General features: G+C 32.0%; 16 protein-coding genes, 1 tRNA gene and 1 CRISPR repeat array. Of the genes, 7 read left to right on the forward strand and 10 right to left on the reverse strand.

What is annotated here, in order from left to right; all coding sequences use genetic code 11:
• Positions 1-30: 30 nt before the first annotated feature.
• Entirely contained in the window at positions 31-879 is an 849-nt protein-coding gene (locus WCG23_04610; protein ID MEI8389151.1) for a transposase, read from the reverse strand.
• 272 nt (positions 880-1,151) lie between these two features.
• Positions 1,152-3,430: direct repeats of the CRISPR family, unit length 36 nt; unit sequence ATTATAACATATTTGAAAAGACGGTAGATTCAAAAC.
• Between the two features lie 8 nt (positions 3,431-3,438).
• The gene (locus WCG23_04615) at positions 3,439-3,651 is read right to left on the reverse strand and encodes a helix-turn-helix transcriptional regulator (GenBank protein ID MEI8389152.1); all 213 of its coding nucleotides are present in this window, start codon (positions 3,649-3,651) and stop codon (positions 3,439-3,441) included.
• A 197-nt stretch (positions 3,652-3,848) separates the two neighbouring features.
• Between WCG23_04615 and WCG23_04620 the strand changes: the two genes are divergently transcribed.
• From WCG23_04620 to WCG23_04630, 3 genes are all read left to right on the forward strand, one after another.
• Positions 3,849-4,379 (forward strand): hypothetical protein, encoded by a 531-nt coding sequence (locus tag WCG23_04620; GenBank protein ID MEI8389153.1) that lies wholly within the window; start codon positions 3,849-3,851, stop codon positions 4,377-4,379.
• A 76-nt stretch (positions 4,380-4,455) separates the two neighbouring features.
• Positions 4,456-4,815, forward strand: a complete 360-nt coding sequence (locus WCG23_04625; GenBank protein MEI8389154.1) for a hypothetical protein — start codon at positions 4,456-4,458, stop codon at positions 4,813-4,815.
• A 67-nt stretch (positions 4,816-4,882) separates the two neighbouring features.
• Positions 4,883-5,203 carry a hypothetical protein gene (locus tag WCG23_04630; protein ID MEI8389155.1) on the forward strand — a complete coding sequence of 107 codons (321 nt, stop codon included), beginning with the start codon at positions 4,883-4,885 and terminating at the stop codon, positions 5,201-5,203.
• Positions 5,204-5,261: 58 nt separating this feature from the next.
• Here the strand turns inward: WCG23_04630 and WCG23_04635 are convergent, their stop codons facing one another.
• Positions 5,262-5,600, reverse strand: coding sequence for a MerR family transcriptional regulator (locus WCG23_04635; GenBank protein ID MEI8389156.1), 339 nt, complete (start codon positions 5,598-5,600; stop codon positions 5,262-5,264).
• Between the two features lie 212 nt (positions 5,601-5,812).
• Here WCG23_04635 and WCG23_04640 point away from each other — a divergent pair, with 212 nt between their 5' ends.
• Positions 5,813-6,346, forward strand: coding sequence for a hypothetical protein (locus WCG23_04640; protein ID MEI8389157.1), 534 nt, complete (start codon positions 5,813-5,815; stop codon positions 6,344-6,346).
• A gap of 1,273 nt (positions 6,347-7,619) precedes the next feature.
• On the opposite strand, the gene WCG23_04645 is transcribed toward WCG23_04640, so the two are convergent.
• The 3 genes from WCG23_04645 to pth form a co-directional block, all read right to left on the reverse strand.
• Positions 7,620-7,691, reverse strand: a tRNA-Asn gene (locus WCG23_04645).
• A 14-nt stretch (positions 7,692-7,705) separates the two neighbouring features.
• On the reverse strand, positions 7,706-8,182 hold the full coding sequence (locus tag WCG23_04650) for a GNAT family N-acetyltransferase (GenBank protein MEI8389158.1): 477 nt from the start codon (positions 8,180-8,182) through the stop codon (positions 7,706-7,708).
• 50 nt (positions 8,183-8,232) lie between these two features.
• Positions 8,233-8,808 (reverse strand): aminoacyl-tRNA hydrolase, encoded by a 576-nt coding sequence (pth, locus tag WCG23_04655; GenBank protein MEI8389159.1) that lies wholly within the window; start codon positions 8,806-8,808, stop codon positions 8,233-8,235.
• A gap of 224 nt (positions 8,809-9,032) precedes the next feature.
• Between pth and WCG23_04660 the strand changes: the two genes are divergently transcribed.
• From WCG23_04660 to WCG23_04670, 3 genes are read left to right on the forward strand one after another with little or no spacing between them, the layout of a single operon-like run.
• A complete protein-coding gene (locus WCG23_04660; protein MEI8389160.1) occupies positions 9,033-9,605 on the forward strand; it encodes a helix-turn-helix transcriptional regulator in 573 nt (190 codons plus the stop codon).
• A 12-nt stretch (positions 9,606-9,617) separates the two neighbouring features.
• Positions 9,618-10,652, forward strand: a complete 1,035-nt coding sequence (locus WCG23_04665; protein MEI8389161.1) for a PHP domain-containing protein — start codon at positions 9,618-9,620, stop codon at positions 10,650-10,652.
• Between the two features lie 3 nt (positions 10,653-10,655).
• Positions 10,656-11,072, forward strand: a complete 417-nt coding sequence (locus WCG23_04670) for a secondary thiamine-phosphate synthase enzyme YjbQ (GenBank protein MEI8389162.1) — start codon at positions 10,656-10,658, stop codon at positions 11,070-11,072.
• Here WCG23_04670 and WCG23_04675 read toward each other — a convergent pair.
• The 4 genes from WCG23_04675 to rsmH are packed head-to-tail and all read right to left on the reverse strand — an operon-like array spanning position 11,062 to position 15,730.
• Positions 11,062-12,558, reverse strand: a complete 1,497-nt coding sequence (locus tag WCG23_04675) for a UDP-N-acetylmuramoyl-L-alanyl-D-glutamate--2,6-diaminopimelate ligase (protein ID MEI8389163.1) — start codon at positions 12,556-12,558, stop codon at positions 11,062-11,064. The genes WCG23_04670 and WCG23_04675 overlap by 11 nt on opposite strands.
• A 29-nt stretch (positions 12,559-12,587) precedes the next feature.
• The gene (locus WCG23_04680) at positions 12,588-14,348 is read right to left on the reverse strand and encodes a penicillin-binding protein 2 (GenBank protein MEI8389164.1); all 1,761 of its coding nucleotides are present in this window, start codon (positions 14,346-14,348) and stop codon (positions 12,588-12,590) included.
• Between the two features lie 2 nt (positions 14,349-14,350).
• On the reverse strand, positions 14,351-14,791 hold the full coding sequence (locus WCG23_04685) for a hypothetical protein (protein MEI8389165.1): 441 nt from the start codon (positions 14,789-14,791) through the stop codon (positions 14,351-14,353).
• 12 nt (positions 14,792-14,803) lie between these two features.
• Complete coding sequence (rsmH, locus tag WCG23_04690) at positions 14,804-15,730, reverse strand: 16S rRNA (cytosine(1402)-N(4))-methyltransferase RsmH (GenBank protein ID MEI8389166.1); 927 nt, start codon at positions 15,728-15,730, stop codon at positions 14,804-14,806.
• Positions 15,731-15,759 lie beyond the last annotated feature (29 nt).

Here is a 15,759-nt window from a genome sequence, read left to right on the forward strand (position 1 = left end):
TAATTTTTCTCTTCTTTTTTTATCGGAGAATCAATAAAATTTCTTAAGGTCCCGATATTTGTTTTTTAAGAATAAAAAAGCATCCATGCAAGCTTGAATATGGTTAATTTGTGCTTTTAAGCTTCTTGAAGAACATTCCTGTAAATGAAGATTAGTCTTTAAATCTCTGAAAATTGTCTCAATAACCCAACGTTTTCGGTATATATTCCAGCCTGAATGACTTTTAATGTTGCAATTTAGATTTGTCATTACGTATCTGTTGTAGTGTTTGACAATCTGTACTTGATGATAAATCCCTCTTGCCTTACCATACAAACTTTTTCCACCGAAAAATTTATGTGTTTGAATTTGCTGTTTTTCAAATATTTTATTCGATTTGCATATTGTTAAATACTTCCACCCCAATGAATTGATAAGATTTACACTTTTACAAGCCATATATCCACAGTCAAACAGAACTATTTTAGGCTTTAAGCCTTTGCTGTGAAATTCAATAAGTTTTTCTCTAATTACTTCATTCTTTGTCCCCATTTCTTTTTGCCAGATAATATCTGCCAGATTGTATATTTGGTTACCATATATGTATATTATTTTAATTAAAGTGTAACCTTTTATTGCCTTTCCAAGTGATGAACACCATACATATCTAACACCTTCAATATTTTTAGCAAACAATTTGCTTATTGAGGTGTCATCATAGATTAAAGTACCGTTTGGAGGCAGGCTATTTATATCTATTTCTTGATTTGTATCTGCTTTTGACAAAAATCTTGTTAATTTATCATGGCTAACATTTTCAAGTTTGCACGATGATCTATGGCAAGAAAATTTGCCTTCTGTTGATAATAGTGCCATTCTGTAAGTATATATATGTTTCATAGCAATATCCTGACATTCTTTTCAAAAAAAGAAAAATCAGGATATTGTATTTTTATGAAATTTTTCTACTTTGCGTAACTCCTGTCAATAAATCCAACAGAAAAAGCACCAAAACAAATGACTTTCTGGTAATTTAAAAGCCTTAATGTTAAAATATTTTAAGAAATGAAACTAACCGTTTATACCTTAATGTATCAGAGGGCTAATCTATTTCTATATCAGTTAAGAATAATATCATCTTTTCAAATATGTTATATATTCAAATATATCATATTATAACATATTTGAAAAGACGGTAGATTCAAAACAAGCTTTTTATCAATTAAGAAAAGAAGATAAATTATAACATATTTGAAAAGACGGTAGATTCAAAACAACGGCTTTTGAGTTGTCATCAATCAATGAATTATAACATATTTGAAAAGACGGTAGATTCAAAACAATCCGTCCATTTATTACCCAGCTTTAAAAATTATAACATATTTGAAAAGACGGTAGATTCAAAACCGTTTTCGTTTATTTTAACGAAATGACATTATTATAACATATTTGAAAAGACGGTAGATTCAAAACAATAAATCTTCTATATGGTCGTCCTCAGGTATTATAACATATTTGAAAAGACGGTAGATTCAAAACAGTCGTCCATCAAATAAGTTCAGCCAAAAAATTATAACATATTTGAAAAGACGGTAGATTCAAAACAAATTTGAACAGGCTGCCGTGTGGAGAATCATTATAACATATTTGAAAAGACGGTAGATTCAAAACAAATCTTTTATCGCTAAGCCGACAACCTTGATTATAACATATTTGAAAAGACGGTAGATTCAAAACATTCTTTTGATGTTTTCCACTTGTAAATTTATTATAACATATTTGAAAAGACGGTAGATTCAAAACACGAGTTGCGCGGGCAGTGTTCAGTAAGTTATTATAACATATTTGAAAAGACGGTAGATTCAAAACTCGGTACAAAATTTGTTTTTATTTCCAAAAATTATAACATATTTGAAAAGACGGTAGATTCAAAACCAAGACGAAGAGCAGAGGAGATTTTTCATATTATAACATATTTGAAAAGACGGTAGATTCAAAACTGTAAAGTCTAAGCGTAATATCTCTTAAAATTATAACATATTTGAAAAGACGGTAGATTCAAAACAAGGAGATAGCACGTTAGGTTTAACCAAAAATTATAACATATTTGAAAAGACGGTAGATTCAAAACTTTTACGGCATGATTGATTTTTCCAAGATTAATTATAACATATTTGAAAAGACGGTAGATTCAAAACCAACAGCAGGTCTGTGATATTTTTTTCCTTCAATTATAACATATTTGAAAAGACGGTAGATTCAAAACTAGAGCATATTGCTTGTGTCGGCATAATTCGATTATAACATATTTGAAAAGACGGTAGATTCAAAACTGTGTAAATATCTTTACTCATTTTGCAATCATTATAACATATTTGAAAAGACGGTAGATTCAAAACTCTTCCTTGGCCTCAAAAAGGTGGTGGTGTATTATAACATATTTGAAAAGACGGTAGATTCAAAACTCGGTGGTGTCTATAATTCGCAACACGAAGATTATAACATATTTGAAAAGACGGTAGATTCAAAACATTACAAATTTTATGAATTAAAGCAATATTATTATAACATATTTGAAAAGACGGTAGATTCAAAACAATATAATCCCTTTTGATGAATTTCTCGGCATTATAACATATTTGAAAAGACGGTAGATTCAAAACAATAGCAATAAAGGTTTCAATAAAATTTTTATTATAACATATTTGAAAAGACGGTAGATTCAAAACATGACTCAACCGACTATCTCGTACCACAAATTATAACATATTTGAAAAGACGGTAGATTCAAAACTAATTTTCTTTGAGATAATGACATACCTAAAATTATAACATATTTGAAAAGACGGTAGATTCAAAACAGATGGCATGTGGTTATCTCAACCCGAAAGATTATAACATATTTGAAAAGACGGTAGATTCAAAACTCAGGGAAGCTTCTTTGCATATTGTAAGAATTATAACATATTTGAAAAGACGGTAGATTCAAAACATGCCGGTTAGCTGAATAATTGTATATGTATTATAACATATTTGAAAAGACGGTAGATTCAAAACAATAGACTCTTTTGAACACTTGCTTTTAAAATTATAACATATTTGAAAAGACGGTAGATTCAAAACTGTATCTCGTGTGGTTGCTGTTACTTCTGATTATAACATATTTGAAAAGACGGTAGATTCAAAACTAGTTCAGGGCGGTAGTCAAGCGAGAATGAATTATAACATATTTGAAAAGACGGTAGATTCAAAACTGCCGGCTAATCTTTGCTGAGTAGTAACAATTATAACATATTTGAAAAGACGGTAGATTCAAAACTTTAGCTATTCTTGAAAAACAAAATCCAAAATTATAACATATTTGAAAAGACGGTAGATTCAAAACTGAATAACAGGCGTCATTATATCGCCGAAAATTATAACATATTTGAAAAGACTGTAGATTCAAAACTACATACTTTAAATATCAAATAAATCTTTAACCTGAACGTTTAACGCATCGGCTAATTTTATTATTGTTTTTAAATTCGGGTAACGTTCTGCACGCTCAATTCTGCCGATATAAGACTTGTCCACTTCTATATCCAAAGCAAGCTTCTCTTGCGACCAGCCTTTTTCTTCTCTCAATTGTTTAACTTTTTTACCAAAGTTAGATAAAGCATTGTCATTCATCTTGTTATTGTGATAAATTTAAGATACAAAATCGAGGACTGACAGACAACCTTTAATCTATCAACAACTTTTTTAGAAAAAATGGAAAGAAAGAGGGAAATAAAAAATGGTACAAGAAATTGGTAGATTAACTCAAAAAGCTTGTCATTTCTTAGTAGAAGTAACGTTTATGAGTGTGTTTAAGGAAAGGATTTATTATGTTTAAAAAAGCTCTTGTTACTGGTTTACTGGTAACGCTCGTCAATGTGTTCGTATGTCCAATCTCTATGGCAAAAGAATTGGTTTTAGACCCAGGAACCGTACTTAATCTAGTTGTTAAAACCCAATTATCTTCAAAAGATAGCGTTGTTGGTCAAAAAGTGAATTTTGATGTTGCAGATGATGTTAGTGTTAATGATGCCGTAGTTATTCCAACAGGCTCACATGTTAAAGGTGTAATATCTTCTGTAGAACCAAAAACTTATTTCGGAACAAGTGGAAGAGTAGGTATTCAGTTAACATCTATTAGCTTGGCAAGTGGAAAAATCATTCCTGTATCAAATATTGTAGAGAAAAAGGGTGTGGATAGATTCGACCCAGATAGTAGTTCATTCGTACCTCATGTTATAGTTTGCATCTTCTTACCGGTGCTTCTCTATATGGGATTAACAAAAGGAAAAGACACTATTATTCCTGCGGGTTCAATTGTTCAGATTAAAACTGACAGAGAAATAGTTTTTAATAATTAATAGTAGTAGTTTATGAAAGCCTCTTTTTTAAGGGGCTTTTTTGTTTTATCAGGCGAAAACAGAAAGTGACTTTAAAATGAAAAAAATTTTATCTATTTTATTTTTATCAATATTTATATTATTTAGTTCAATTAAAATAGCGTCAGCATTTTTAGGGTTTCCCGAGAACAAAGAATATGTGGTTGTTGTAACGGGTACTAGTGGATTACCTTTTACATTTGGATATTCTTTATCTCAAGCAAACGGTGGCTCTAAAGCAGAAAATATTAATGGAAAAGTTCCATCAACATTTAAATTCAAAGGGTCAATTTTATCTATTATGGTTAATAAAGATACAGAACGTGGAAAAATAAACGTAAAAATGTATAAAGATAAGAAGTTTATGGATAGTGCAACTACAGTAAATCCTTATGGCTCTGTTCAATTATGTTATTAAGTAAATAAATATTAATAAGAAGACTGGCAGACAACTTTTTGAAAAAATTATAAAAAAGGATTCTCTTATGAGTAATGAAAATAATTTAAAATATTGTCATTTTTGTGGAACAAAACTTCTTTTTGACGATGAATTTTGTAGTAATTGTGGAAAAAAAGTGAAATTTGAACAAGAAAAAAATATAGTTAAAAAGTCATCATTAAGCCAAGAAGAAATCAAAAGAATTTATGCAGAAGAAAGGATAAGGGCGGAAGCCAGAAACACTTATACTAATCAATCTGTAAATACAAGTAATAACGAGAATATTGCACAAAATGCTTGTGCTTTGGCATGTTTGGTTTGTTTGGGAATTTTAGGATTAATGAGCGCATTAGGCTTTTTACATTAAAAGGAGATTAAACTTAATATGCAAACTCAAGTATATTGTAATCAATGTGGTTCTAAATTTATTGAAAATTCGAATTTTTGTACAAAATGCGGCAAGAAATAATTCCGCAACTTTCACATGCCGGATTATCAGAAACTTTTGCTAATAATTCAGAACAGGACATAAGTTCTAATAACAGCTTCAACCCTTTAATGCTAATGCCATATTCATGTATAAATTTTCTGATACATTTGAGATAAGTAATATCATTTTGTGAATATAATCGTTTGTTTTTCGGATTTCTATATGGCTTTATTAATCCTTCTTCATCATAAGTTCTTAAACGGTCAGCAGTAACACCAACAAGCGTTGCTGTTTGGGATATAGAATAAAACGGAATATCAGGTTTTAAATCCATAGTTTCACCTTAACCATATTGATTTAGCTAAAAGTTAGTTAATCAAATTCTATCCGTATTCAATTGCTATTGGAATTAAGGTAAAATTACAACTATGTTTATATACCAGATTAATAATTACAATATATAGGCTTTATAATTCAATAAAAAATTGACAATAATATTTTTACTATTTAATATTGTAATGTGTTAAAGGGTACGAGGAATAACTTATGGTAGAAGAAATCGACAGACAAACTCAAAAATTTTGTCATGAATGTGGAGCAATAATTTTTAAAGAAGCTGAAATTTGTGTCAAGTGCGGAGTCGGACAATCAAAAAATAGTACAAACGAAAAGAAACCATTTGGCTGTTTAAAGGTATTTTTAATTTTATTTGTTTTTTGCATCGTTGTTTCAATAGTTCAAGTAGCGTCACAAAGTCCGAAAGAAATAGATCAAGGTAATGCCCGAGATGAATATATAGAAGATAGTTCTCTTGTTAAACCTGCTTGTGAAAATGAAATTAGAAACCTGTTGTTATCCCCATCTACAGCCAAATTTCTTCCTTACGAGGATAAAAATGGCGATTCTGTATTGTTAAGTGATAAATACAAACCAGAAGAAAAAATTTATATCTATGTTGGAGAAGTTGATTCACAAAATAGCTTTGCTGCTATGGTCAGGAATAAATTTACTTGTCAAATAAAAATAATTGATGCAATACATCAAAAATATAAAATAATGCAAGCAGGAGTAGGAGAGTAATAAATTAAAAAACAAGAAGGAGTAAACAAAAAATGGTACAAGAAATAAACAGATTAACTCAAAAATTTTGTCATTCATGTGGTGAAGTAATATTTAAGGATGGGATTAAGGTTTTAATGGCAAAAAATTATATTGATAATTTAAAAGAAGAAACAATGAAAGGCTTAAGAGAGAAAGCAGCTCAAGGAAATTTCCCTTGTAAAGCGCCTGTGGGCTATAAAAACATAACTGATAAATCAGGTAAAAAAATAATTGTCTTGGATGAACAAAAAGCTATGTATATTAAACGAGCTTTTGAATTATATGCTACCGCAAACTATTCATTAACAAGACTTGCTAGAAAATTATATGAAGATGGTTTTAGAACTCCTGCGGGCTTGCAATATGCTAAAAGTTCAATAGAAAACTTATTAAAAAATATTTTTTATACAGGTGTTTTTGAATATGAAGGTAAACGTTATGAAAATGCTAATCATAAATCAATAATCAGTTCAGAATTGTTTTATCTTGTTCAATCCAAATTAAGAGACCCGAGAAAAGTTCGATCTCATGATGTGGAGTTTCCTTACACAAATTTCATTCAATGTGGTCATTGCGGTTGCTTTTTAACTGCGGAACTTAAAAAAGAAAAATATATTTATTATCATTGCACAGGAAACCATGGCGGAAATTGCAAGAAAGATTATGTAAGACAAAAAGATATTGAAGAAAACTTTGTTGAGGTATTAAAAGGCATAAAAATATCTGAAGATTTAATTGTTAAAATAATGGGTTCTATAAAAGAACTTCATAAACAAAAAAATGTTTATAATGAAGAAACAACGGAATCCATTGAAAGACAAATTAAAACGCTACAGAAACGAATTGAGCAGGCTTATATTGATAAGGTGGATGGCAACATCTCAAACGAATTTTGGAAAGAAAAAAACACCTCGTGGCATGAGCAAAAGGACGAATTAATAAATAAATTAAAAATATTAAACAATAGTGATAATAAATTCTATGAGAGCTCGAACCGTATTCTTGAGTTCTGTAAAGATGCTCACTCATTGTTTTTAGGAGCAAACAATGAAGAAAAGAGAAATATCTTAAATTTAGTGTGTTCGAACTCTGTATATAAAGACAAAGAACTAAGCATAGAGCTTAATTCCGTATTCAGTTGTTTAGCAGAAACCGTTAATTTAGAAAATCTTTCAAAAAACTCCGATCGAACTCAAAAAAATAACGCCCAGAGCGGATTTGAAACCGATAAGGACGCTATTTTGGAAAATCTCTCCCCAGGCTGGACTCGAACCAGCAACCCTTCGGTTAACAGCCGAATGCTCTGCCATTGAGCTACTGAGGAACATTTGATTTTTATTATAGCAACAAGAGTTTTTTATGTAAAGTAGGTTTAGTGTATTTAAAGGAATTTGTTTTCCTATAACACATAAAGTGCGAATTCTGTGCTGTTTTGTTTACTTTGCCGCAGACTCTTTCGCACTTTAAAAGTATTTCATCAGGGATATTTTCTTCTTTCAGAAAACCAAATTGTTCAAAATACTCAGGGATAATAGTAGTTAGCCAAATTTCTTCTGAAGGTGCAATATCTATAAGCTTTTCTATTATTTTTCGTCCGACACCAGTTCCTCTAAATTGCTCTATAACACCTATTGATGCAATTTCACAGATATTACCGTATTGTTTAATTCTTCCAAACCCGGCTAACTCGTTTAGGATTTCAGCTACAAAAAACCGGCGATAATCAAGATTTTCGTTATCAAGCCCGTATTCATCAAGATAAGGCTTTATTTTTTCTATATCAGACTCCAGCGCTGATCTGACAAAAATTTCCATCTTCCGTGTCTCCTTATCAGGTATGGATGATAAAAAACAAAAAATTTAGATTATATAACACTAATACCATTATATTTATTTTGGGCAAAATTTATACCCATTAAAAGGTAATCTTCCATAGCCTCTACGCTTAAAGGAATTATTTTTTTGAGAATTTTTGATTCTTCATCAGTAAATTTTTCAAGTACGTAAGATGCCCATAAATGCTCACCCGGATTGGGTCCTATTCCGATTTTAAGTCGGGGGAATTTTTGTCCGCCGCAGCACGATATTATTGATTTTATGCCGTTATGGCTTCCTGCAGAACCTTCTTCCCTAAGTCTTATCTTGCCTATATCCAGACTTACATCATCAAAAACGACAAATAAGTCGGCAAGATCAACTTTATACCAGTTCATAATTTTAGAAACCGCTTCCCCTGAAAGATTCATGTAGGTTAAAGGCTGAACAATAATGACTTCTTCTTTATTAATCATCCCTTTGCCGATTATAGCATTAAACTTAGTGCTAAAAGTGCCTTTAATATTATGACCGGAAGCAAGAGCTTCTGTCGCCATAAAACCTATGTTATGTCTTGTGTTTTTATATTTTTCACCTGGATTTCCCAGACCGGCTATTATTTTCATTTAATTTACTTCATCTTAGAATGGTATTTTTGCACATTGCTTTTGTAATATAATTCTTATGCTAAATCAGATTTTTATTACAAGAATTTTATTTAAGTCAATTAAAAATTAATTCCACTAACCAATTTAAATTACCTACATTTTAGTATAAAAACTTAATATTAAAATAATAAGTTTGATGTGGTATAAAAAAATTTGATTTTTAATGGTTATGGAGGGAGAAAATGTCCGCTAGAACTCAAGGAATCCAGATATCTACAAGTGAAAGCAGCAAAAGACTTGTTGATTTTTTGGAATCAACTGATCTTCATAAAAAAGATTTTGCTGAAATGATCGGTGTAACTCTGTCTTATGTTTACAGCCTTATAGACAATACTATTCCTTTTTCAACAAGAATAACAACTTTAGAAAGAATCGCTCTGGTTATGAGCCTTTCTCCTGATGAATTTCCTGAATACAAAATTTCAGAAGAGCCTAAATTAATAGATAAAGGTTTACAATTTCTTAAAGAAAAACAAAAAAAGGCAGAATTGACAAATCTTCAGTTAATAAAAAAATTTCCAAGACAAAAAAGGGTAGAAATAGTAGACTTATGGAGAGGAGCTGAACCGCTTCCGTTAGATTGGAATTACCTTTCTTCCATAGCAGCGGCTCTGGGTATTTCTCCAAAAGAAATTTATCCGTACTGGCAATCCAGAATGCAGCAATATTTGCTGCTAGGAGGCATTGATATAATGGCAAACAGTTTATTGCTTGATTCAATGTTTGAAGGGGCAAAAAGTTATTTAAAAATATAAAGACAGGAAAAAATGAAAACTATAAGCAAGGGCGCAACTCATATACATACAACTTATTCAGATGGAACAAGCACAATAAAACAAATAGCAAAAACTGCTAAAAAAGCAGGACTTGAATGGATAATAATAACAGACCATAACAATCTTATCGGTTTAAAAGAAGAAGGCTGGTATGACGGTTTAGCTGTTATTGTCGGAGAAGAAATAAGCCCTCCTTCAAGCAACCATTATCTTGCATTTGATATTCAACAAACAATTTCTGCGAATTTAACACCGCAGGAAGTCATTGATGAGGTTACAAAGCAAGGCGGTTTTGGCTTTATTGCTCATCCTGATGAAAGCACAAGCAGAAAACATAACATGCCTCCTTTGATATGGACTGATTGGGAAATAAAAGGTTTTCAAGGACTGGAAATCTGGAATTATTTATCAGATTGGGGTGATGAATTTGATCCGAAACAAGGTTTTCACCATTATTTATTTAAAAATCATTTATTAAAAGGTCCTACACAGAAGGTGCTTAACTGGTGGGACAGATTAAACAATGATAGTCCCGAGATATTTCCTGCTATTGGCAGTCTTGATGCGCATGCACTAAAACACTATTTGTTTAAATCCTTTCATCTTAAAATATTTTCTTATAATGATTCTTTCAAAACCATTACAAATTATATTTATCTGGAGGAAAAATTATCTTCAGACTTTAATCAAGCAAAAAAACAAATATATGATGCTTTAAGAGGTGGTAATAATATAATAATAAACCGTATTTGGAGCAAAAAATCCGATGAAATAGGCTTTTATATAGAAAACAGCACTCAAAAAGCTTTTTCAGGAGATAAAATAACTTTTAGCGAAGAAAACATATTAACTGTAAAACTCCCTAAAAAAGGAAATATAAAAATTCTTCTTGATGGAAAAGTTATTAAAGATGTATTTACTTATGAATTCCAAATGAGCGACTTAAAAACAGGTAAATACAGACTTGAAGTTCGATATAAAAATAGACCATGGATTTTTTCAAACCCTGTAATCATTGAGAGGTAGTATATGCCTGTTATTACAGAAAGATTTAATCTCACAACTAAAGGCTTTACAGCTATTGTTGATATAACTGAGCAAATAAAAGAAATTATTAAAAATCATGATCATAAAGAGGCGCAGGTTATGGTATATGTTGCTGGAAGTACGGCTTCTATTACTACTATTGAATACGAACCGGGTTTGTTAAAAGACATTCCTGAAGCTTTTGAGGCAATCGTTCCAATGAATAAAACATATCATCATGACCAAACATGGAATGACAGCAATGGTTTTTCTCATATTAGGGCATCTATGATCGGAAATTCACAGTCTTTTCCCGTAAAAAATCACGAATTAATTCTCGGGACATGGCAGCAGATAGTTTTGATAGATTTTGACAACAAACCTCGCACACGGTGTGTTTATGTGCAGATTATTTATTAAGGGCTTTTTCAAGGGCTTTTTTTGCTTCTTCCCTGTCATCAAAGTGAATAGTCTCGTTATTTAATATTTGATAATCCTCATGCCCTTTTCCTGCAAGAAGAATTACATCATTTTCACTTGAAATTCTTATAGCTGTTTCTATAGCAGCACCTCTATCAACCTCAACAAGGATTTTTCTTGAATTCAAAGTCTTTATTCCAGACAAAATATCGGTAATAATTTGCTGAGGGTCTTCAGAACGAGGGTTGTCAGAAGTTATTATTGCCTTATCGGAAAGAGTTTCTGCAATTCTACCCATTTGAGGACGTTTTGTTGCATCCCTGTCGCCTCCGCATCCAAAAACACATATTAATTTCCCGTTATGCGGGACAATTTCTCTTGCTGTATTTAATACATTTTCCAGCCCGTCCGGAGTATGAGCGTAATCAACGATTATAAGCGGTTTTCTTGCTACCACTTCAAATCTTCCCGCCACAGAAGGTGTTGATTCAAGTGCTTCTACACAGGTATTTAAATGAATTCTTTCCGACAGACCTGCACTGATAGCCGCAAGTGCATTATAAATACTAAACATCCCCGTCATTTGGAGATTTACTTCTTTAGACCCGAAAGGAGTTATACAGGTAAATTTTGAGCCGTACACAGAAAATTCAATATTTTCTGCCATAACATCAGCTTTGTTATTTATTCCATAGGATAATATTCTTACATTAGAAGGTGTGGCTTCTATAAATCTTTCTGCATAGCTGTCATCTCTGTTAATAACCGCATAACTTTCGGAATTATTTTCCAGAGTGCTGAATAATTTGCTTTTAGCAAGGAAATAATTCCCCATAGTAATATGATAATCAAGGTGATCCTGAGTAAGATTGGTTAAGATAGCTCCTTTGAAAGTACATTCAGCTATGCGGTGCTGTTCTATGGAATGTGAACTTACTTCCATTACTGCATTTTTTATGTCTTTATCAAGAAAATCCCTGAAAACTTTTTGTAAATCGCTTGCCTGAGGCGTTGTATGTCCGCTTGAAATATATGTATCAGTTGAAGAATACCTGTTTCCAAGTGTTCCGATAAGACCGCATTTTAAATCGGCTTTTTCGAAAATATTTTGTATAAGGTGTGTTACTGTTGTTTTTCCGTTTGTCCCCGTAATTCCGATTAAATTTATTTTTTTAGAGGGAAAATCATATAAGCAGGCTGCTGTTTGAGCAAGCGCAAGCTCTGTATCTTTTACTATTAATACAGGAATATCTGTTTCCGGTAATTCTTTTTCGGAAATTATTGCAACTGCACCATTATCGACAGCATTTTTTGCAAAATTATGACCGTCTGAATGCTCTCCTTTTATGCAAACAAAGATGTTGCCTGGTTTTGCAGTTTTAGAATTAAAAGAAACTCCCGTAATTTCTATATTATTATCTTCATTCAGGTTATATATTTCTTCGGGTTTAAGATATTCTATAAGTTGATTTAGTTTGTCAGTCATTATTTTCCCCATTCTGCCATTGAAAGAAGCTATTCTTTTTTGTTATCGTCAGTGTCTTTTTTATCAGGTTCAAGGTGGAGGACTCTTCCTACCTCAATAGCTACAGCATTAAACACAGGACCTGCCACGGTACTTCCCCATGAATTTCCTGTTTTTGGGCTGTCTACTACTGCCATAATTAATACTTGTGGATTTTTTACCGGGAAAAATCCGGCAAAAGAGGTGTAAATTCCGTTTGAATAGCCTATTCCATTGGCATTAGGTTTTTTTGAAGTACCTGTTTTGCCTGCAACCCTGTATTTAGGAATTTTTCCTGATTTTGCTTCACTTGCTTCTATACTTTCAGCAAGAATTTCTGTTAAATCGGCGGCTGTTTTTTCTGACAACACTCTTCTTGCTTTTATTTTATTGTGATATTCTTCTTCACTCATGTATTTTATAACATGCGGGGCTACCCAAACACCTTTATTTGCAATAGTAGCAACTGCTGAAGCAATCTGGATCGGTGTAGAAGCTATACCGTAGCCGTACCCCATTGAAGCGTGTGTTGATTCACTCCATGTGTTTGGTGGAGGGAAAATTCCTGCTGATTCTCCGGGGAGGTCTATGCCTGTTTTTTGACCTATCCCAAAGAGTTTTAGCATCTTGTAATGTTGATAGGGAGGTATTTTGAGCGATATTCTAAGGCTTCCAATGTTGCTGCTGTGGACAAAGAGAGTTTTTAAATCAATTATACCGGGGTAAGGTCGCTTTGCATAATCATAATTTTGAATTGTCCAGCCCTGTATTTTTGCTTTTCCTGTATCCAGTACAGTTTCATTTTTTGTGATTGCTCCTGTTTCAAGCGCTGAAGCAACTGTAAGGATTTTAAAAGTTGAACCGGGTGGATATACATCGCTTAATGCCCAATTTTTTACTATTGATGCGTTGAATTTGTTATATTTGTTCGGATTATATGTTGGATATACCGCAAAACCGAGAATTTCACCGCTTTTTGGCAATAGAATAATTACAGCACCTTTTTCTGCTCTTGTTTTGTCTATCATTTTTTTGAGTTCGGTTTCGGCTGTGTGCTGAATCGCAGAATCAATAGTTAAGCACAATTTAGAGCCTTTTAGCGGAGTTGTTACGATTTTTGGATTAGTATTCAGATCATAAATGACATTCCCTCTGCCGTCGTATTCTATAGGCTTAATTTCGGGCGTTTTTTCAAGATTTTTTCGTCCTGTATTTTCAACCCCTGCCGACAAATTTGCATCAGAATTTATATACCCTAAAATGTGCGAAGCTAAATTCCCCTGAGGATAAACACGAGTGTTTTTCCTTACAAAGTCAAGCCCTCTAATTTCGTTTTTTGATATTTCAGGTCTGATAACTTTTTCAACGACTTCCATACTAACATTTTTAGCTATAGAAATAGTTGATTCTGTATAATGGCTCAATTTTTCTTTTAATTCTTTTTTGGATTGCTTTAAAGCAGGTGAAAGTATGGAAGCTATTAAATCAAGATTAGTTTTTTTATTATAATATTGAGGGTGTGCATAAATATCATAAAGTGTTGTATCGCCTGCAAGCCTGATTCCGTTACGGTCTACTATTTCTCCGCGAAAACTGAAATCTCTTGCAGACTGTCTGTTTTCACTTGCTTTGTTTTTGAGTTCATTCCCTTGAATTATTTGTATAAAAAAAAGTTTAGCTATAATTATTAACGCAAATAAAAACAATAAACCTTGTATGATAATTGACCATCTGTCATACTTTTTAGATTTTAGCTGGAATAGATATTTCATCTTTAAAACCCTGCCGGAACCTGTTTTAAGTTATGTTTTCCTATTTTATTCTGAATTTTCGGGGTGTTGGTGTTATTTACAACTTTTACTTCGATAACTTTATCAGCTTTTTTAAGAAAATTTATTTTTGAAACTTTGTTATCAATTGCGTAGAAAGATTTAAGGTTATCAACTTTATTTTGAAGGTCGATATTTTCATAATAAATTTGATTTGTTTTAGTGTGGATATCTTTAACAATAAATTCTCGTGAAACAGTTGCCATGTAGCTTGCTACTGAAAGAAATGCAAGAATTAACAGACAAAAACCCAAGAATTTATTGAATTTATATATTCTTAATTCTCTATAATTTATTTTATAAGAAGAAAAATCTCCTTTTATAACAGATTTTTTTGATAAACCGTTCTTTTTTGGTTTTTGTCCAAATATATTTACGGCACCCATTCTTTTTCCTTTTTATATTTTTTCGGCTATACGCATTTTTGCACTTCTGGCGGATGGATTGTCTTTTAACTCCTCAAGAGAAGGAGTTAAAGGTTTTTTCGTAAGGATTTTTAATTTTTTAGGCTCACATGAACAAATAAGCTGTTCCATCGGACATAAACAGTCAGTGCTGTACTGTTTAAATATGTTTTTTACAAGCCTGTCTTCCAAAGAGTGGAAACTTATAACAACTATTCTAGCATCTTTATCTAATAAATGAATGATTTGTTGCAGGGTTGTTTCAATAACTTCAAGTTCCCTGTTGACAGCTATTCTCAGTCCTTGAAAAACTCTTGTTGCCGGATGAAGACCATTTTTTTGAAAAGACACTGAAGCTTTTACAATATTTGCAAGTTCTGTGGTTGTTTCAATCGGTTTTTCTTTTCTTTTTTCAATAATTTTTTTTGCAATTCTTCTGGAAAATCTTTCTTCTCCATATTTAAAAAGAATATCAGCAATATCTGACTCTTTATATTTATTTACTATTTCATAAGCCGTTAAAGATTGTTCTTTGTTGAATCTCATGTCAAGATAAGCTTCTTTCATGAAGCTAAATCCTCTTTCCTGCGTTGTAAGCTGGTGGTAAGACGCACCGAGGTCAAATAAAACCCCTCCTGTGATTTTTTTTATTCCTAATTCTTTTAAAGCAAGCGGGATCTGGGTATAACTTGATTTTATGACTCGGGTATTTGAAAATCCCGCCAATTTTTCTGAAGCTGCTTTTATAGCATCTTCATCAACATCAAAAGCGAGAAGCTGCCCTTCTGTGCCAATTTTTTTTGCTATTTCACTTGAATGACCGCCACCTCCGGCTGTTGCATCAATATATAACTTTTTTCTCTCGCAGTTTAAACCATCTACGGCTTCGTTTAAAAGTACAGTTTTATGCGTAAATTCCATTTTTCCTCAAAAACATATTCTAGTTCTCT

Source organism: bacterium, assembly GCA_037147175.1.
Lineage (GTDB): Bacteria > Cyanobacteriota > Vampirovibrionia > Gastranaerophilales > UBA9971 > UBA9971.